Origin of the sequence: Rhodococcus sp. AW25M09 (genome assembly GCF_000333955.1) — a bacterium.
GTDB lineage: Bacteria > Actinomycetota > Actinomycetes > Mycobacteriales > Mycobacteriaceae > Rhodococcoides.
Genome location: NZ_CAPS01000040.1, coordinates 96,858 through 116,009 on the forward strand (window position 1 = coordinate 96,858; position 19,152 = coordinate 116,009).

Here is a 19,152-nt window from a genome sequence, read left to right on the forward strand (position 1 = left end):
CGCCCCCCGTTCGCGTCAATGGACCATTGCACTGCGGCTCAGACGTATGCAGTGCGCCATTGACGCGAAGCCGGGGTAGGCGGGGGGTCTGGGGGGCGGACGGGCGGCTAGGCGCTGAGCAATCTGGCGCAGCGCAGCAGACCCAGGTGACTGTAGGCCTGCGGGTGGTTGCCGAGAGAGCGTTCGGCGATGGGGTCGTATTCTTCGCTGAGTAGGCCGGTGGGGCCTGCAGCGCTGACGAGTTGCGCGAACAGAGCCTCCGCTTCCTCGCGTTGGCCGACCAGCAGGTAGGCCTCCACGAGCCAGGCTGCGCAGAGGTGGAAACCACCTTCTCCGCCGGGCAGGCCGTCGTCGTGGCGATACCGATATACCGTCGAGCCGCTGCGCAGTTCGGCTTCGGTGGCTGTGACGGTAGCGGCGAAGCGCGGATCGGCCGGATCGATCAACCCGGACAGGCCGATGTACAACGTCGCGGCGTCGAGATCGGTGCCGTCGTAGGCGGCGGTGAAGGACTGGACCTCCTCGTTCCAGCCGTTGGCGAGTACTTCCTCGCGGATGGTCTCGCGCAGCTGCGCCCAGCTCGATTCTGCTGTGCGGCCGAAGGTTTCGGCGAGTCCGATGGCGCGGTCGACGGTGATCCAGCCCATCACCTTCGAGTAGACGTGGTGGCGGGGGTTGTCGCGGATCTCCCAGATGCCGTGATCGGGCTCGAACCAGCGGCGCTCGACGGCCTCGACCATGGCGCGGACGAGTTCCCAGTCGTCGTCGGACAGGCCGTTCTCGACGCCCTTGTCTTTGCGGGCGTGGGCGAGGGCGGAAACCAGCTCCACGATGGGGCCGAAGACGTCCAGCTGAACCTGTTGGTTGGCAGCATTTCCCACGCGTACCGGACGCGAACCGGCGTAGCCGGGAAGTTCGTCGATGACGGCTTCCGGGGGAAGTCCGAGGCCCCAGATGGTGTACAGCGGGTGCAGACGCTCGGGTCCGGACACCGATTCGAGTACCCCGTGGATCCAGGCGAGGTAGTTCTCGGCCTCGGCGACCGATCCGACGTCCACCAGTGCGGACGCGCTGAGTGCCGCGTCGCGGAGCCAGCAGTAGCGGTAGTCCCAGTTGCGCACTCCGCCGATGTCTTCGGGTAGCGAGGTGGTGGCGGCTGCCATGATCGAACCGGACTCCGCATGCACCAGGCCGCGCAGAGTCAGCGCCGAACGTTTCATCAGATCGCGCTTGAGCGGCGGTAGGTCGAGGCCGTCGGCCCAGTCCCTCCAGTAAGCTTCGGCCGACCGGCGACGCTCCAACTCGGTCGAGGTGTGCTCACTCAGATCGTCTGTCCCGAGCCGCAATTCGAGAACGATCGGCCCGTTCGAGGGATCCACCTCGGCGTGCGCGGTCTGCTGTGATCCGTCGGAGACGATATTCCAGGTGACGCCGGGGCTGCGCAGCACCATCGGGTCGGCAGTGCCCAGGACTCGCAGGCCTTCGGCATCGGGTTCGAGTGAGGCCCAGGCCTTTCCGAACTCCGGACGCGGTGCGAACGTCACCACCGCAGTGGCCTTGCCGGTGATGACGCGGGTCAGTGCCGTCTGACCCTGGCCGATGTCGTGCGGCAAGTAATCGGTGACCTGCAGGCTGGACCACTTGGTCTGCACCGTCATCGTGCCGTCCACGTACTGCTGACTGAGCGGCAGCGATGCGCGGGTGGGTCCAACACTGAAGTGACCGGCCTGGTCGCCGCCCAAGAGGTGCGCGAACACCGCCGCGGAATCGGGCTCGGGGTGGCACAGCCAGGTGACGTCGGCGTCGGGAGTGAGCAGTGCAACGGCGTTGGGGCTGGCCAGCATCGTCAGTCGTTCGATGCGGGGGGCGTCGGCCCCCCGAGAGCCACTGCCGACGCTCCTCCAGGAGGAACGCCAAGGCCAGAGCGACCTGCTCGGTACTGTCGATACGGAACTCGGCGAGGGTGTCTCCCGGCCCGATCTTGACGCCGATATCGGGGCCGTGCAGGTGCCCGAAGGCCTTCTCGTCGGTGACGTCGTCGCCGAAAAAGACTGCGGCAGTCGACGCTTCTTGATGACGGAGGATATCGAGGGCGACGCCCTTGTCGGTGACGATGACGGCGAGCTCGATCACGGACTTGCCTTCGGTGACCTGAACCCCGTCCCGCGCAGCCGCGCCGGAACGCACGGCCGCGAGTGCCTCCTCACCGGCCGCGGACTCGGCATTGCGTACGTGCAGCGCGACACTGGCGGGCTTGGTCTCGATGCTGACGCCGGAGTGGCCGTCGGCGATGTCCTGCAGTTCACCGGTGATGACGGTGAGGAGCTTCTTGGCGTCGTCGTCGATGGCGTTGACGAACCCGGCGTCGAACTCGCTGCCGTGGCTGCCCACGAGCTGCACCTCCGAGGGCAGCCGCGAGAGAATCGCGAGATCACGAAGCGCGCGGCCGGAGATGACAGCGGCGTTGGTGCCGTCGAGTGAGGCGAGTCCCCGCATCGCGCTGACCGACTCGGGGTGCGGAAACGCCTTTTGGGGGTCGGAGACGATGGGGGCCATGGTGCCGTCGTAATCCGAGGCGACCAGCAGGCGCGGAGTCCGAGCTACTCCAACGAGCGCGCGGCGAAGTTCGAGCGGCAATTCGAGAGCAGTCACCCGTCGAATCTAGGCGATGGACCTCGGGTCGGTGTACCTGGCTTCGGGCACCCGGTGTATCACTGCTGGTCGGGGACCAGACCGGGCGACGGCGTCACACCCGAGGCCGCCGACATCGATGCTGCGGACTTGGTGACGATGGCCAACATGGCCCACTGCGCGGCGTCGGCGTCGCCGGACTGGATCGACGAGGCGACCACGCCGTGCAGACGGATGGCTTCCGGATCGGCCTGCCGCGACATCAGGGCATGTCGAGTGCGTCCGGCGAGCACCTCCACCACGATGTCGGACATCGACCGCAACATCGGATTGCCCGACGCAGCGAGCAACGTGCGATGGAAGTCGCAATCGTGCTCGAGGTAGGCCTCGGAGTCGGCGGCGCGGGACGTCGACGACATGCCGATGACGGCAGCCGTCAACGCACCGCACTGTTCGGGCGTCGCTCGGTGAGCGGCCAGCTTGGCAGCCAAAGGCTCGATGCCCGAACGTAACTCACTGAGCAGGAGCAGCTGCTCGGCGCGCGCAGGCCCGGCCAGTTGCCAGCGGATGACAACCGGGTCGAGGGAATTCCAGTTCTCGGAACCGAGCACCGTGATCCCGACGCGCCTACGCACGGTGAGCAGTCCGAGCGACTCCAGCACACGGACGACTTCGCGGACCACGGTTCGAGACACGGTGAACCGAGCGGCGACGTCGTCGGCCGAGATTCGGGTTCCGCTGGGGACAGCGCCGCTCACGATGTCGCGCCCGAGCTCGTCGAGCACCGAATCGTGCAGTTGGCGGAAGTCGTTGGTCTCGCTCATGTCCCATCGATCGTCCCACGGGTTGCCCGGTTTCTCGCGTCTGTCCGATCCAAACGGGCTCGATGGAGCAGTATCGAGGGATGGCATCACAGACGACAGGCAGAGCGCATCATCCGGTTCTCGTGGTGATGGGAGTGTCCGGATCGGGAAAGTCCACCGTGGCGGGCATCCTCGCGGGAGCATTGAAATGGGACCTGCAGGAGGGCGACGACCTGCATCCGGACGCCAACGTGGCAAAAATGGCGGCCGGTGAGCCACTGACCGACGAGGACCGATGGCCGTGGCTGGAGGTGATAGCGGAGTGGATCACCGATCACACCAGCACCGGCCGATCGGGCATCGTGACGTGCTCGGCCCTCAAGCGGTCGTATCGAAATGTGCTGAGCGCCGCGTCCGAGGAGGGAGCCGAGGTGATCTTCGTTCATCTGGCCGGAACCAAGGACCGGATCAGCGGACGCCTCAATGCCCGAATGGACCATTTCATGCCGTCGTCATTGCTCGACACGCAGATCTCCACGCTCGAGCCACTCGGTGAGGACGAGAACTCGATCGTCGTCGACATCGGTCCGCCGCCGACCAAGATCGCCGAGCAGGTTCTCGTCGAGCTGGAGAAGCGTGCGGGAATGTCGGAGAGTCACTGATCTGTTCGCCGCCTCGCGGTGCCCCGGTTCCCCGGTTCGGATGATGTCCCCCGGTTCGGATGAATGTGACATTCAGTCGCTCAGACTTTGTGAATGGGACATTCATCCAGTTTTGGCGATCGTAACCGGGCCGGTGAAGCCCGAGCAGCGTCAGCGCAAGCCCATTTCAAGCAAGCATGCTTGCTTTTAAGTACTACGAATTGTTGAAAGAACTTGTAAAAGTATGATGAATGCGGGAGAGTGAGCTTGTTCACCTTTCAGTGAGGAGACAGCTCATGGTGCGAGGCGCACCCGCCAGGCCGGTTCAACTTCCCGTTCCCAACGCAGATGTCTGGGACTGGCAACTCGACGGCCTGTGTCGTGGATTGGACTCGTCCGTGTTCTTCCACCCCGAGGGTGAACGAGGACGCGCGCGCACCTCGCGGGAGAAATCCGCCAAGCAGGTCTGCGGCCGCTGCCCGGTTCTCGAACAATGCCGACAGCACGCCCTCGAAGCCAACGAGCCCTACGGCGTATGGGGCGGCATGTCCGCTCACGACCGCGCCGACTTCTACCGCGGAGCCGTCCGCACGGCTTGATTCTGCGAGGGCACGTCGGTGCGGTGGCAGCGGGGTGCAGCGGCAGCTTGGTGCAGAGGCAAATGCGCGCGCATTCGCCAGACGCGTTCACAATTGCCAACGATCGCATAGCGATTCCGCGCGCCCCTGGCAAATGCGCGCGCATTTGCGGGGACTTGGGGGCGGGCAAGACGGGGCCGCAGCGAGGCGGGCGCGCGCATTCGCGAGGACTGGGGGGCGGGCAAGACGGGGCCGCAGCGAGGCGAGCGAAACCCGCAAGTCTCCTCGGCCCGGCAGCCGGCACACTCACCGTCGACACTGCTCGAGCGCTCGGCCCGATCGATATCGACGGCGACCAGGCCATCGTTCGCGTCGCCTTTGCTTCTCGACCGTCGCAGGCTTCACCGAACTTGTCGGTGGCCTCGTGTTTCATGACGACCCATGAATAAGGTCCTACGTGCGACGCTCGTCAGTGCGGTCGTCATCACCACTGTCATCGGAATTGCATCGTTCGTGCTGAGTTTCGCGGCACTGTGGGATCTCGCCACGATGGCAGGCGTGCCACGCTCGCTGTCGTGGCTGTGGCCGGTGATCGTCGACGGCACCATTCTCCAAGCCACCATCTCCGTCATCGCACTCGCTCAATTCGAGGATCAACGCAGTGGCCGACGCTTCTTCTGGGGAGTTTTGATTACCGCGGCCTTGGTCAGTATCGGCGCAAATGCGATGCACGCCTTCATCTCCGAAGCCGGCACACTGCATCCGGCCTTGTCGGCGGCCATTGCCACCGTCGCCCCGGTCAGTCTGTTGGCCGCGACGCACGGGCTGGGCATCCTCGTCCGCATACCTGCTGAACTGCCGAAGGCTATCGATGTTCCTGACACCCAGGTACCTGCCTCCGAGGAACGTGCGACCGACGAACGTGCGGCCGACGAACGTGCGGCCGACGAGCGTGTTGCCGTCGCCCCGAGAGTCGCCCCCGCGGCACCTGCGCCGCGAGTCCCCACACCGGAGATTTCGGTGCCCGCACAGCCGGTCCGGTCGGCCCCGCTACCGGATCGGGAACCCATCGAGCCAGTCCGCATCGAGCAACCCGTGCCTCCGGCTTCGGCGCGCACCGTCGAGCCTCTGGACGAGGTCGATCGCTGGATTCTCGACGAAGAACGGGTGGATGATCTCTATCCCGTCGACGCCCCGTGACATCCGGTGGCACCATCGAAGGATGAGTGCACACTTGCCGAGATCAGTCGTACCGGAAAAGCCGAAGCCGGGCCAGGAGTCGGTCTGGGATTACCCTCGTCCGCCGCGGTTGGAGTCCTCGAACCGTTCCCTCGTCGTCCGGCTCGGCGGCGAGGTGGTCGCCCGCACCACCGCCGCGTACCGAGTTCTCGAAACGAGCCACCCGCCGACCTGGTACATCTCTCCCGCTGACGTCGTCCCCGGCGCATTGACCCCCTCGGCGGCGCGCTCGACGCACTGCGAGTGGAAAGGTGCCGCCACGTACTGGGACGTGCACGGCGGAGACGCCGTCGCCGAGGCAGCCGGATGGAGCTACGAGAACCCCACAACCCAGTTCACCGATATCGCCGGCTACCTGGCGTTCTCGCCCAGTCGCTTGGACTGCGAGATCGACGGGGAAGCAGTCCGCCCGCAGGAAGGCGGGTTCTACGAGGGCTGGATCACCGACGACGTCGTCGGCCCGTTCAAAGGAATCCCGGGCTCCTACGGCTGGTGACGTTCAGCTGCCGGGCAAGTCGTCCCGAGCGATGATCTGAATCGAACTCGCGGCACCGGGGTCGCTGCCGGTCACCAACACGTCCCCGGTCCGCGGATCGACCGCGACGGAATTGGCCTGCGTGACCGTCGGAACGTCGCCCAGGGTGCGGGGCGCAGCGGGATCCGACACGTCGACCACCCGCAGCAAGTTCGACGCGGTCAGTGTCACGAACAACAGCGCGCGCTCGGGATCCACCGCAAGACCGTAGGGGTTGCCCGGCGCGTCGATCGACGAGATCTGCCGAATGCTGCCGGCAGCGTCGACCGATGAGAGAAGCACCGCCCCGCCGTCGGTGTCGGCGAACCCGGCCGTCGTCTCGTCGACCGTCACCGCGTGCGTGAGCTTGACGCCGATCGGGGCCTGGGCCACCTCCTGACGCGTCGAACCGTCGTAGACCCACACGCCGTTGCCCTGCACGTCCGCGACGGCGGCGTACCGCCCCAGAGCGGCAACTCCACCGGGTTGGACCGGCCCCGGCGGTAGTTCGGAGACCACGGAGCCGTCGCGCAGAAATATCACTCCGCCGCCCATTTCGTTGGTGGCCACGATCGTGCCGTCGGAGGTAGAGACCGCATCGTGTGGCTGGCGGCCGACGCCGGTGGCGGTCGAGAGGATTGCGCCGTCGTCGAGTGAAACCTCGACGAGCTCGTCACTGCCCTCCAGCGGTGCCAGCACCGGGCCGTCGGGTCCCGCGAGCGAGAGGTGCCGCGGCGCGCCGGTTGTCGGGACCATCTGTCGCACTGCGCCGGTTGCGGCGTCGAACAGCACTACACCGTCGGGCTCACGGACCGCTGCGGCAGCGATGCCGGACGTACCGACCACGACGCCTTCCGGCGCACCGGGGAACGGGACGACGGTGCCGATCGGGTCGGCCGAATCCGGGGCCTGCGCGGGTTCTGCGGCGGGAGTCGTTGCCGGAGTGGATGGTTCGGGGGCCGACTCGGCAGCAGAGCATCCGGCCAGCACCACGCAGAATGTCGCCGCGGCAACCAGGCGGGCCCTCATCGGCGGTACTGCTCGAAGTGAACGGCGTCATCGAGGGGGCGACGAGTGCGCCAGCCGAACCGTTCCAGATCGGGTACTTCCTGGAACGACTCGACCGGGCCCACACACAGCCACGCGATCGGACGGACGGGTGCAGGGATGTCGATCATCTCGGTGAGGAACTCCTCGTCGTAGAAAGAAACCCAGCCGACGCCGACGTTCTCGGCTATCGCTGCCAGCCAGAGGTTTTCGATGGCCAATACGGCGGAGAACAGCCCGGTGTCGTCGACGGTGTCACGGCCCAGAACGTGCTGTCCGCCGCGGTCCGGATCGTAGGTGACCACCACTCCGGTGCCGCTGGTCTCGATTCCCTCGACGCGAATGGGGTCGAACGTCTTTCGCCGTTCCGGGTCGAGCTTGTCCGCGAAATCCTGACGGCAGGCCGCGACATGTGCTGCGAAAGCCTTCAGCGTGTCGGGCTTGCGGACCACGACGAAATCCCAGGGCTGGGTGTTGCCCACGCTCGGTGCCTGATGCGCCGCGCCGAGGATGCGGCGCAACGTCTCGTCGTCGACGACGGTTCCGTCGAACTCCGCGCGGACGTCGCGACGAGATCGAATCGCGGCGTACACCGACAGTGCTGCCTCGGTCATGATATCCGTTCTTCTGTCGCAGTTTTCAGACAATTGTTCACGTCGGCGATGAGGGCGGGCAGCCGGTCGGGCGAGGTGGGTCTGCCCAGGTGGTAACCCTGGGCCAGCCCGCAACGCAGTTCGCGCAACGCTGTCATCGTCACCTCGTCCTCCACACCCTCTGCCGTCACCGACAACCCCAGCGTACGGGCGAGTTCGACGGTCGATCGCACGATGGCGGCGTGCGCCGGGTTGTGGGTCATGCCGGCGACGAAGATTCGGTCGATCTTGAGTTCCTGCACCGGCAACCGCTCGATGTAGGCGAGCGAGCTGTAGCCGGTCCCGTAGTCGTCGATGGCGACCTGCACCCCCATGGCGTGCAGTACCGAGAGCACCTCGGTGGCCCCCGCCGGATTTGTCATGGCCGAGGTTTCGGTCACTTCCAACGTCAATTGATCTGCAGGGCAGTCGAATTCTGCCAGGACAGCGCGAACCTGGTCGATCAGGGCGTCGTCGAACAGGTTGCGGGTCGAGATGTTGACGGCGACGCGCAGGTGCAGGCCGCTCAGTGCCCACTGTCTGCGTTGGGCGAGCGCGCGGGTGAGCACGTACTTCGTCACCGGCCTGATGAGTCCGGTGCGTTCGGCGGTGGGCAGAAACGCGCTCGGGGGCAGGACTGCGCCGTTCGGGTGGTGCCACCGCAACAAAGCCTCCACGCCGACGACCGTCATCGACGAGAGATCGACCTGAGGCTGATACAGCAGGTGCAGCTGGTCCGATTCGAGCGCTGTGGTGAGCTCGCCGAGCATGATCAGCTGCTCGCTACTGTCTCGGTCCATCGTCCGGTCGTAGAACGCAATCCGCGTTTGGGCCGCCTTTGCGGCCTGTACGGCAAGGTCGGCGCGCTGCACCAGGCGATCCGGCGTGGTCTCTTCTTCTCCTTCGCCTTCAGGTGAATTCGACGCCACGCCCACGCTCACCTCGATCAGCAGCGTCACGCTCCCCACCTCCAACGGCGTCGCGAACCGGCGTTGGATCTCGTGAGCCATCGTCACGGGGTCCATCGACTCCGTCGTCCCACACAAGGCGAATTCGTCACCGGCCAAGCGCGCCAGCAGAATCGAATCGTCGGCGACGCCTCGCAGTCTGTCGGCGACCACGATGAGAACCTGGTCGCCCAGGCCGCGTCCGAACGTATCGTTGACTTCTTTGAAACGGTCGATATCGACCGTCAGCAAGGTGGTGTCACCCGCGTTCTGCCAAATCCTGTGTTCGAGGGCTCGCAGGTTGGCGAGACCGGTGAGGTGATCGGTGTCGGCGGCGGCGCGAAGCCGCACAGTTTGGGAGTGCAGCAACCGCAGCAGGTCGGTGATGCGGAGGATCACCAGGATCACCAATGCCACCGCGCAGAGCATTACCGCCCAGCCCCATTGCGAGATCGGCTCGGCACGAATCACCTCGATGTACATCACGATCGGAGCAGTGAGGGTGGCCGCGGTGAGTACGACGACCGTAGGCGTGGTGAAGGACGCCATCAGGTGTGCGTCTGATTCGAGGGTAGGGCTCGTGATTCGCCGCATGGATGGATGCAGGGCCGCGACGCCGATGAGGACGTAGGACATGGTCCACCCGACGTCGAGCAGTGAACGATCCGAGGTCGATTCCGAGATGATCGAGAAGTTGTTGGCGATGTCGGTGACGACCAGCAGCAGAACTGCCGCAGTGAGCAACCGGTAGGACAGAGCGCGCCACTGCCGCGACCCGACGAAGTGGGCCAGCAGCCCCAGCAGGAAGATGTCCATGGCGGGGTATGCGATGTCGACCAGGGCGGCGGTTCCGGAGATGCCGCCGTCGCCGAGCGACGGTTGGACAGCGAACACCCAGGTCAGCAAACCGAATGCCACCATGACGATGGCGCTGTTGGCGACGTGTCCGCGTTCGCTCGATCGCCATTTGTGCCGGACCAGCAGAAACAGGCCCCAGCCGTAGACCGGATAGGCGACCAGATAGACCGCGTCGGCCGGCGAGGGATAGGGAACGCTGCTCCGTGTGCTGCTGATCCACTCGTACACGATGTCGCCGAGAACCCAGAGCGCCGTGCCCACCGCGATGGTCAGCCACGCAGTGCGATTGCGCGGCCGGTGCATTCTGGTGCCGATCACGGTGGCCGCGACGGCGGACACGCCGACGAGAACGAAGATGGACCGAGCCCAGACGATGCTCGGAACGACGAAGTAGGCCGCGCAGCCGAGTACGCCGAGCGCTGCGTACCACCGCCACCAGGCTGTCACGATTCTTCTCCAGCCGTTCACGCCGATCCGACGACTTCAACAATGACACATTCGGTGATCTGGGTCACTTCGGTTGTCCCTCTCGGTCGGATTGTGCCATCCGAGTATGTCGGTAGTCCGTGCGAGCATTGTTTTCGTGGAGTCGAACGTTCCGAATCTGGCGAGCATCATGCACGCCGACCTGGATTCGTTCTATGCCTCGGTGGAGCAGCGCGACGATCCCCGGCTGCGCGGTAGGCCGGTCATCGTGGGCGGGGGAGTGGTGCTTGCTGCGAGCTACGAGGCCAAGGCGTTCGGGGTGCGCACGGCGATGAGTGGTGGGCAGGCTCGGGCGGTGTGTCCGCAGGCCATCGTGGTGCCGCCGCGCATGGAGGCGTATTCGCAGGCGAGCAAGGACGTGTTCGACGTCTTCCACGACACCACGCCGCTGGTGGAGGGGATTTCCATCGACGAGGCGTTCCTCGATGTCGGCGGGCTGCGGAAAATCGCGGGTAGTGCCCTCGAGATCGGCGAGCAGTTGCGGCAGGACGTCGCCGAGCAGGTGGGTCTGCCCATCACCGTCGGGATCGCCACCACCAAGTTCTTGGCCAAGGTGGCCAGCGCCTTCGCCAAGCCCGACGGCCTGCTGCTCGTGCCGCCCGGTGGCGAACTCGAGTTCCTGCACCCGCTGAACATCGAAAGGCTCTGGGGCGTAGGCAAAGTGACCGCCGACAAGCTGCACGTCCTCGATATCAGGACGGTGGGCGACATCGCGGCCTACGGCGAGAGGTCGTTGGCCTCGGTACTGGGCAAGGGTGCGGGAGCGCACCTGTATGCACTGTCGATGGGCCGAGATCCACGTCGGGTGCAGCCTGGGAAGTCGCGTAGTTCCATCGGCGCTCAGCGGGCGCTCGGCCGCGGTCGACACGACGCGGCAGAGGTGGAGGCGTCGTTGATCGGGCTGGTGGATCGCGTCACACACCGAATGCGCGGTGCGCAGCGAACCGGGCGGACTGTGATGCTGCGCGTACGTTTTGCCGATTTCTCCCGCGCCACCCGATCGCACACCCTCGATCGCGCCACCGCCGACACCCGGGACATCCTCGACGCGGCACTGGAGCTGCTGCGTGAGACCGCTCCGCTGATCGCGGAGAAGGGCATCACCCTGGTCGGAGTCACCGTGTCGAGTATCGACAAGGGAGGCGCGGAACAACTCGAGCTGCAGTTCGATGCGCCCTCGGTTCGGACGCCGCCGGAGGCATCGGCTCTCGATCGTGCCCTCGATGGGGTGCACAAGAAGTTCGGCTCCACGTCACTGACGCGCGGGGTGCTGCTCGGGCGAGATCCGGGAATGTCGGTACCGCTTTTGCCGGACTGATCACGTCCGGAGCGATGGCGTGACGCGGAAGCCGTCGGGCATCATGGTCAGTCGTTCCGTGACCTTCAGGCGATACGACGGGTCGGCCCGCAGATCGAAGCGCTGCAGAATGGTTCCGAGCACCAGCACTGCCTCGTGGATGGCGAATTGTCTTCCGATGCAAGCGCGTTCGCCGGTCCCGAAGGGTTTGTACACGTGCGCCGGGCGGGCTTTGATGCGAGCGGGGAGGAAGTTGTCGGGATCGAATGCGTCCGGCCGATCGCCCCACACCGGATCGCGGTGCAGCGCAGTCGCGAGAACGATGGCCCAGTCCCCGGCGGCCATGGGGTAACCGTCACCGATGACGGTGTCGGTTCGTGCGCCTCGGCCGAACGCGGGAACCGTCGGCCACAGACGCAGTGATTCGTCCAGGACCCGGCGGACGTACCGAAGTTTGGGGACCTGACCGAACTCCGGCTTGCCCGTGCCCCAGATCTCGTCCACCTCCGCGCGGGCGCGTTCGAAGACCTCGGGATGGGTAGCCAAGAAGTACAATGCGAAAGACAATGCGCCCGAGGTTGTTTCGTGCCCGGCGATCAGGAAGGTCAGAATCTGGTGGCCGATGTTGGCTTCGCCGAGTGCATTGGGGTTGTCGGCCTCGCGCGCCGCGTCCATCATGATCTGCAGCAGATCGGTGAAGTCCTCGGTGGACTGTCGACGAGTGCGGACGACGTCGGTGAGTACCTCGGCCAGGTACTTCTTGTTCTGCTCGTATCGGCGGTCGGATCGGGCGAACAGCGGGGCGGCGAACGCCGGGATCGACACCATTGCCCGCCGCTGGTTGTACGTCAGTGCACCGACCATCGCGGACACGAACGGGTGTGGTTCGGCGCGGGTGAACGAGCCGAAGCTGTAGCTGAATCCGGTGCGTCCGATGGTCTCGAGCGTCAGCTTCGTCATGTCCGAGGACACGTCGGTCGTCGACGCGTCGCGTGAACGCTCGGTCCAATGCTCGATCAGGTCGTCCGCGACGTCCACCATGATGGCGTGGTACCCGCGCATGGCTCCGGCAGTGAACGCCGGACGCAGCAGATCGTGGGCGCGTTGCCAGTTGGGCTCGTGGTTGTAGGCGGTGAACAAGCCGTCGGCACCGATGTCGCGGAGGCGCTCGACACCCGGCGGCAGAAACTTCTCGAAACGAGTCTCGTCGCACAGATCGCCGACCGCGTCGGCACCCGAGGCGAAGACGAAACGCTTGCCGAGGATGTGGCGCTCGAACATCGGGCCCAGCCGGGCGGCCATGACGGTCGAATCCTGGATCGGAGAGCGCGGGTCGACGCCGATGACGTCGCCCAGTATCGGTAGCCGATACGGCGGATGCGGTAGCACGCCGTCTCGCACTGCGAATTCCGCAGACATGAACGCTCCCTCGTCCCCGAACCGGATCCTGTTGAACCGGTGTCAAATAGTGACGGTACTCACTGTTGAACCGGTGTCAAGTAACATTCGGGGCCCATGACCACACCTCGAAAACGCATGACGCCGGACCAGCGGCGTGCGCAGTTGATCGAGATCGGGTCGAGTCTGTTCGCCGAACGTCCCTACGAGGACGTGTGGATCGAGGAAGTCGCAGACCTCGCCGGAGTCTCGCGCGGCTTGATGTACCACTACTTCCCGTCCAAACGAGAATTCTTCGTCGAGATCGTGCGCACCGAATCCGAGCGCAACCTCGCAGTCACCGCCCCCGACACCTCGCTACCGATCCTGGACCAGATCGCGGCCGGACTCGACGCCTACATCGCGTACACCGACGAGCACGCGCACGGTGTTCGGGCCGTCAATCGAGGCGCGCTGCTCGGAGACGGCCGCATCAACGACATCCTGACGCGCGAGTTCGACATTCAGCAGCAGCGCATTCTGTCTGCGCTGCCCGCGCAATTCCACGACGACGAGATGGTCAGGGCTGCTCTACGAGGATGGGTGGCGTTCGTCCGCGCGGTCTGTCACGACTGGGTGGAACGCAGAACTCTGGGGCGAGAGCAGGTTCGCGAGCTGTGTCTGAAGGCGGTCGCGGGTCTTCTCGAGGTATGAGCTGCGGGTCTATCGTCGGGTCATGTGCCGAAACATCACCACCCTGCGGGGGCTGGAACCGCACGCCACCGACGAGGAGATCGAAGCGGCCGCGCGTCAGTACGTCCGCAAGATCAGTGGCGTGCAGAAGACGTCCGACGCCACCCGCGACGCCTTCGAGCTGGCCGTAGCGGAGGTGACGGCCACGACGCATCGACTCCTGGACGCCCTGCCGGACCGGCGTCGGCCACCTCCCACGGTGCCGCCGCTCAGGCGTCCGGAAGTGCAGGCGCGCATTGCAGCGAAAGCCGGCGCTTAGGGCCGGCTCCTCGAGCTGAGGAGGTTCCGCGGCTCCTCGGGCAGATCGAATGCCCGCCCGGTTCGATCCGCCGCGGAGCGAGCCGGCTCCCAGAAGCCGCTGCTGCCGCACCATCACCGACTGCTTCGAACGCATGGTTTTATGCACAACCGCCAGCGTGATCGCAGCCTCGGTGGCAAACTGGATTGCCAGGCGGAGGGGGTGGAGATGACCGATCGTCGACGACGAACGTTCGATTCACGAGACGGTGACGCAGAGGTGGTGGAACCGTTGCTGCGCGCGGTGCTGTCCTTCGCGCCGCGGGACGAGTCGCCCATGCCGCATCCGTCCGAGGGAATCACCCTCAGGGCAGAGAACGGCTCGGGCAACGTTCGGCTCGAACTCGTGATTGCCGGCGACCTCGGCCCCGGTATTCCAGGGCCGTTCGGGTCCAGGTTCTACGAGTGCGAATCATTCGAAGTCATTGTGCCGCAGCGAGATCCCCGGGAAAACGCACTGCTGATGGTCCACTTGCTCAATTCGAGGGCACCGCACAGATTCGAGTTCGCCACATCGATGCCGCCCCGGTGGAGTCTGCGGCTCGAGCACGACGGTTCGGTGTCGGTGCTCGACGAAGGCGGCGAGGCCGTCGTGTTCATCGGCCGCCCGTGGGCATTCGACGCCGATCTACAGCCGGTTCCCGTGTACTACACGATCGAGAACGGCCTGCTGGTGCAGAACATCGTCGCCACCGCCGACACCGGATATCCCATCCTGATAGATCCTGATCCCGACGCAATCATCACCGGCGACGGTCGACTCGTCACCGAGGCGTGGACTCCACGGCTGGTGGCCGGAGAAGCGATCGAGAGTGCCCCTCCGAGGTCGTTGTCCGGCTGAGCAATTACAGCGTCAGGCAGTTCAGAACGGGTCGTGCTGAACGTGCTCCATCGGCGTACCGACCTTGCGGAGGGCGTAGAGCGTCGTACGGACCATCGACGGCGAACCGCAGATCTGAATCTGTCGATCGGCCCACGACCCGAACCGGGTGACCACCTTGCCCACCGCACCGTGCAATCGCTGGTGCATTCCCCATGGCAGTTCACGCGGCGCGCCGGAATACCACCACGGATCCTCCGGCTCCTCGGTCACCGGAACGACCGTCAGCCACGGATTCGACAGCGACAACTGCCACAGAGTGTCCAGATCGTAGAGATCGCACGGATACGTTCCGCTGACGAACAGATGCACTCGCGGATTGTTGCTGCGCTGAGCCATGTCCATCACCTGCGCACGCAACGGTGCCAAACCGGTGCCGCCGGCGATCATCAGCACATCCTCGCGGATCGCCCGATCGACGACCATCCCGCCGAGCGGCGGACTGATCGACCAGCGATCACCGACGGCGGTCTCGGTGACCATCGCCGGAGACACCCAGCCACCGGATACGCGTCGAACATGGAACTCGATCTCGCCGTACGGGTTGCTCGGAATGGCGGGGGACAGGTAGCGCCACAGCTTGGGTCGCTGCGGAATCTGCACACTGACGTACTGCCCGGGAAAGTACGGGATCTCGCCGTCGGTCTTGAGCCGCACCACCGCGAGATCGTCGAGCAGGCGCTGATGTTCGACGACGGTGGCACTCCAGTACGGCGGCAGTTCGTCGTTGTCCGCGGCGACGGCCATCGCGCTGCTCACCACCGTGAGCGCGTCGTGCCACGCCTTCTCGACCTCGTCGGTCCACACCTCGTTGCCCGCGAAAGAACGGAACGCGGCGATCAGGGCCGAGCTGCCGGCGCGAAAATGAGCGCCCGAGATTCCGTGCTTGCGGTGGTCTCGGCCGAGTTGCTCGAGGAACGGCTCGACGCGGTCTGCGTCGTCGAGGTGCTCGAAGACGTAGCCCAGTGCCATCACGAAATGTTCACGCAGCGCGTCCATCGAGGCGGGGAACAGGCTGCGGAAGTCGGGGTACTCGGCGAAGAGATGGGCGTAGAACGACCGGGACAGCCGCGCCGGACCGTCCTGAGCGGCCACGACCGATTTGAATCCCGTGCGCACCAGGGAGATCGTCCGCGCGTCGAGCATCGATCTACCTCCCCCCGAATCACCACTGACACCGCCACTGTCGACCGACACCAAAGTAGACCGATCGAGTCCATCTCGCACGGGCTTCGCCCTCGTGCGCCTTTTGCGCCCCTCCTGGGATGCAAAAGGCGCACGACAGGGGTTGAGCGGAACAGACTCAACTTCGCTATGGTTGTACCCAGCGACAGTCTCGAATCCGTCTCTCGAAAGAAGGTGACCGGTGGACAGTTTCACTCCCACCACGAAGTCGCAGGCAGCACTCTCCGCTGCCCTGCAGGCCGCATCCGCGGCCGGTAACCCGGATATCCGTCCGGCACATTTGTTGGTGGCGTTGCTCGATCAGACCGACGGCATCGCCACGCCCTTGCTGAAAGCCGTCGGCGTCGACCCTGCAACGGTGCGTCGAGAAGCGCAGAATCTCGTCGACCGACTGCCCTCGGCATCCGGTTCGACCACCACTCCGCAACTCGGCCGTGAAACCCTCGCCGCGGTCACCGCAGCGCAGCACCTGGCCACCGAAATCGACGACGAGTTCGTCTCCACCGAACATCTGATGGTCGGCTTGGCGACGGGGGCAGGCGACGTCGCCAAGCTCCTCACCGGCCACGGAGCCGGACCGGGTGAGCTGCGCGACGCCTTCCAAGCAGTGCGAGGAAGCGCTCGGGTCACCAGTGCCGACCCCGAGAACACCTATCAGGCGCTGGAGAAATACAGCACCGATCTGACCGCACTGGCCCGGGCCGGCAAGCTCGATCCCGTGATCGGGCGCGACACCGAGATCAGGCGAGTAGTACAGGTTCTCTCGCGCCGCACCAAGAACAACCCGGTGCTCATCGGCGAACCCGGCGTCGGCAAGACCGCCATCGTCGAAGGACTGGCGCAGCGTGTCATCGCCGGTGACGTTCCGGAAAGCCTGCGCGGCAAGACAGTGGTGTCCCTCGACCTCGGTTCGATGGTCGCGGGCGCGAAGTTCCGCGGTGAGTTCGAGGAGCGGCTCAAGGCCGTGCTCGACGACATCAAGAACTCCGCGGGCCAGGTGATCACGTTCATCGACGAGCTGCACACCATCGTCGGTGCCGGTGCGACCGGCGAATCTGCGATGGACGCGGGCAACATGATCAAGCCGATGCTCGCCCGCGGCGAACTGCGCCTGGTCGGTGCGACGACCCTCGAGGAGTACCGCAAGTACATCGAGAAGGACGCCGCACTCGAACGACGCTTCCAACAGGTCTACGTCGGTGAGCCCTCGGTCGAGGACACCGTCGGCATCCTGCGTGGACTCAAGGAGCGCTACGAGGTGCACCACGGCGTCCGAATCACGGACTCCGCACTGGTCGCCGCAGCCACGCTCAGCGACCGGTACATCACCGCACGGTTCCTACCGGACAAGGCCATCGACCTGGTCGACGAGGCCGCGTCACGTCTGCGGATGGAGATCGATTCACGGCCGGTCGAGATCGACGAAGTCGAACGCGCCGTCCGCCGCCTCGAAATCGAGGAGATGGCACTGGCCAAGGAGACCGACGACGCGTCGAAAGCTCGGCTGGACAAACTCCGCCAGGAATTGGCCGACCTGCAGGAGAAGCTGGCCGGTCTCAGCACACGCTGGCAGAACGAGAAGAACGCCATCGACTCGGTCCGGGCATTGAAGGAGGAGCTGGAAAACCTGCGCGGCGAATCCGACCGTGCCGAGCGGGACGGGGATCTCGGCAAGACGGCCGAGCTGCGGTACGGCCGCATTCCGACGCTCGAGAAGGAGCTCGCCGCCAAGACCGAGGCGTCGCCCGCGCAGGGTGACGTCATGCTCAAGGAGGAAGTCGGTCCGGATGACGTCGCCGATGTCGTCGCTGCGTGGACCGGAATTCCGGCGGGCCGGATGCTCGAGGGCGAGACCGCCAAACTGCTCCGGATGGAAGACGAACTCGGCAAGCGAGTCGTCGGACAGAAGGACGCCGTACAGGCGGTGGCCGACGCCGTCCGACGCTCCCGCGCCGGCGTGGCCGACCCCAACCGTCCGACGGGATCGTTCCTGTTCCTCGGTCCCACAGGTGTCGGCAAGACCGAACTGGCCAAAGCGTTGGCGGAGTTCCTCTTCGACGACGAACGCGCGATGGTGCGGATCGACATGAGCGAGTACAGCGAGAAGCATGCCGTCGCTCGCCTGGTCGGTGCGCCTCCGGGCTACGTCGGGTACGAGGCCGGTGGACAGTTGACCGAGGCGGTGCGTAGGCGTCCGTACACGGTTGTGCTCTTCGACGAGGTCGAAAAAGCGCACCCCGACGTGTTCGACATCCTGCTCGCAGTGCTCGACGAAGGCCGGCTCACCGACGGGCAGGGTCGGACCGTCGATTTCCGCAACACGATCCTGATCCTCACCTCCAACCTCGGTGCCGGCGGCAGCAAGGAGCAGGTGATGGACGCGGTGCGGCGCTCGTTCAAGCCCGAGTTCGTCAACCGACTCGACGACGTCGTGGTGTTCGACGCGTTGTCCGAGGATCAGCTCGAGTCGATCGTCGACATTCAGCTCGGCTTCCTCGCCAAGCGCCTGGCGGCTCGTCGTCTGACGTTGGAGGTGTCGTCGCCCGCGAAGATGTGGCTGGCTGCGCGTGGCTACGACCCGCTGTACGGCGCTCGGCCGTTGCGTCGACTGATCCAGCAGGCCATCGGTGACCAACTGGCGAAATTGCTACTTGCCGGTGATGTCCACGACGGCGATGTGGTCTCGGTCAACGCCAGCCCGGAGGGCGAACGCCTGATCCTGGGGTAGCCGCGGTGTACTGATCGGCCCACACGAGCACTGCTCGTGTGGGCCGTTTCATGTCGTCACCTGCGAACCACGGCTAGGTACCCTCGAGAGATGACGAATCCGGACGACCCGCGTTCAGCTCGGGAGCGCGACCAGGACGCGGCACCTCAGCCGGAGTCGGCACAGCCTCAGGATCAAGGCCCGCCGCACCCCGGTGCCGAGCAGTACCCCGATACCCAGCACAATCCCGATACCCAGTACAATCCCGATAACCAGCAGT

15 protein-coding genes and 1 pseudogene are annotated in these 19,152 nt (G+C 65.5%); 9 read left to right on the forward strand and 7 right to left on the reverse strand.

All coding sequences use genetic code 11. The annotated features are described in order from the left end of the window. Positions 1-107: 107 nt before the first annotated feature. Positions 108-2,652: pseudogene (gene otsB, locus RHODMAR_RS07605) on the reverse strand (trehalose-phosphatase). Between the two features lie 59 nt (positions 2,653-2,711). Next, the gene (locus RHODMAR_RS07610) at positions 2,712-3,455 is read right to left on the reverse strand and encodes a FadR/GntR family transcriptional regulator (protein ID WP_008713075.1); all 744 of its coding nucleotides are present in this window, start codon (positions 3,453-3,455) and stop codon (positions 2,712-2,714) included. 80 nt (positions 3,456-3,535) lie between these two features. Here RHODMAR_RS07610 and RHODMAR_RS07615 point away from each other — a divergent pair, with 80 nt between their 5' ends. The 4 genes from RHODMAR_RS07615 (at position 3,536) to RHODMAR_RS07630 (ending at position 6,388) form a co-directional block, all read left to right on the forward strand. Further along, a complete protein-coding gene (locus RHODMAR_RS07615) occupies positions 3,536-4,096 on the forward strand; it encodes a gluconokinase (protein WP_008713077.1) in 561 nt (186 codons plus the stop codon). Between the two features lie 275 nt (positions 4,097-4,371). Then, entirely contained in the window at positions 4,372-4,674 is a 303-nt protein-coding gene (locus RHODMAR_RS07620; protein ID WP_008713079.1) for a WhiB family transcriptional regulator, read from the forward strand. Between the two features lie 420 nt (positions 4,675-5,094). Then, positions 5,095-5,853 carry a DUF2637 domain-containing protein gene (locus tag RHODMAR_RS07625; protein ID WP_008713081.1) on the forward strand — a complete coding sequence of 253 codons (759 nt, stop codon included), beginning with the start codon at positions 5,095-5,097 and terminating at the stop codon, positions 5,851-5,853. Between the two features lie 22 nt (positions 5,854-5,875). Continuing rightward, positions 5,876-6,388 (forward strand): DUF427 domain-containing protein, encoded by a 513-nt coding sequence (locus RHODMAR_RS07630; protein ID WP_008713082.1) that lies wholly within the window; start codon positions 5,876-5,878, stop codon positions 6,386-6,388. Positions 6,389-6,391: 3 nt separating this feature from the next. Here the strand turns inward: RHODMAR_RS07630 and RHODMAR_RS07635 are convergent, their stop codons facing one another. The 3 genes from RHODMAR_RS07635 to RHODMAR_RS07645 are packed head-to-tail and all read right to left on the reverse strand — an operon-like array spanning position 6,392 to position 10,337. After that, on the reverse strand, positions 6,392-7,435 hold the full coding sequence (locus RHODMAR_RS07635; protein WP_008713084.1) for a hypothetical protein: 1,044 nt from the start codon (positions 7,433-7,435) through the stop codon (positions 6,392-6,394). Beyond that, positions 7,432-8,052: a 5,6-dimethylbenzimidazole synthase gene (gene bluB, locus RHODMAR_RS07640; RefSeq protein ID WP_198289413.1), complete on the reverse strand. Its 621-nt coding sequence runs from the start codon at positions 8,050-8,052 to the stop codon at positions 7,432-7,434. Before bluB ends, RHODMAR_RS07635 begins: the two co-directional genes overlap by 4 nt. An 11-nt stretch (positions 8,053-8,063) precedes the next feature. Next, on the reverse strand, positions 8,064-10,337 hold the full coding sequence (locus RHODMAR_RS07645; protein WP_008713088.1) for a putative bifunctional diguanylate cyclase/phosphodiesterase: 2,274 nt from the start codon (positions 10,335-10,337) through the stop codon (positions 8,064-8,066). Between the two features lie 106 nt (positions 10,338-10,443). On the opposite strand from RHODMAR_RS07645, the gene dinB reads away from it, so the two are divergent. Next, a complete protein-coding gene (gene dinB / locus RHODMAR_RS07650) occupies positions 10,444-11,694 on the forward strand; it encodes a DNA polymerase IV (RefSeq protein ID WP_051047861.1) in 1,251 nt (416 codons plus the stop codon). Here the strand turns inward: dinB and RHODMAR_RS07655 are convergent, their stop codons facing one another. Continuing rightward, positions 11,695-13,092 (reverse strand): cytochrome P450, encoded by a 1,398-nt coding sequence (locus RHODMAR_RS07655; RefSeq protein WP_008713093.1) that lies wholly within the window; start codon positions 13,090-13,092, stop codon positions 11,695-11,697. Between the two features lie 96 nt (positions 13,093-13,188). Here RHODMAR_RS07655 and RHODMAR_RS07660 point away from each other — a divergent pair, with 96 nt between their 5' ends. From RHODMAR_RS07660 to RHODMAR_RS07670, 3 genes are all read left to right on the forward strand, one after another. After that, a complete protein-coding gene (locus RHODMAR_RS07660; protein WP_042938341.1) occupies positions 13,189-13,764 on the forward strand; it encodes a TetR/AcrR family transcriptional regulator in 576 nt (191 codons plus the stop codon). A 22-nt stretch (positions 13,765-13,786) separates the two neighbouring features. Further along, positions 13,787-14,062, forward strand: a complete 276-nt coding sequence (locus RHODMAR_RS07665) for a DUF2277 domain-containing protein (protein ID WP_008713096.1) — start codon at positions 13,787-13,789, stop codon at positions 14,060-14,062. Positions 14,063-14,269: 207 nt separating this feature from the next. Further along, positions 14,270-14,941: a hypothetical protein gene (locus tag RHODMAR_RS07670; RefSeq protein ID WP_157226025.1), complete on the forward strand. Its 672-nt coding sequence runs from the start codon at positions 14,270-14,272 to the stop codon at positions 14,939-14,941. 21 nt (positions 14,942-14,962) lie between these two features. On the opposite strand, the gene RHODMAR_RS07675 is transcribed toward RHODMAR_RS07670, so the two are convergent. Further along, positions 14,963-16,126: a globin domain-containing protein gene (locus RHODMAR_RS07675; RefSeq protein ID WP_008713100.1), complete on the reverse strand. Its 1,164-nt coding sequence runs from the start codon at positions 16,124-16,126 to the stop codon at positions 14,963-14,965. 220 nt (positions 16,127-16,346) lie between these two features. Here RHODMAR_RS07675 and clpB point away from each other — a divergent pair, with 220 nt between their 5' ends. Continuing rightward, positions 16,347-18,893, forward strand: coding sequence for an ATP-dependent chaperone ClpB (gene clpB, locus RHODMAR_RS07680; protein WP_008713102.1), 2,547 nt, complete (start codon positions 16,347-16,349; stop codon positions 18,891-18,893). Positions 18,894-19,152 lie beyond the last annotated feature (259 nt).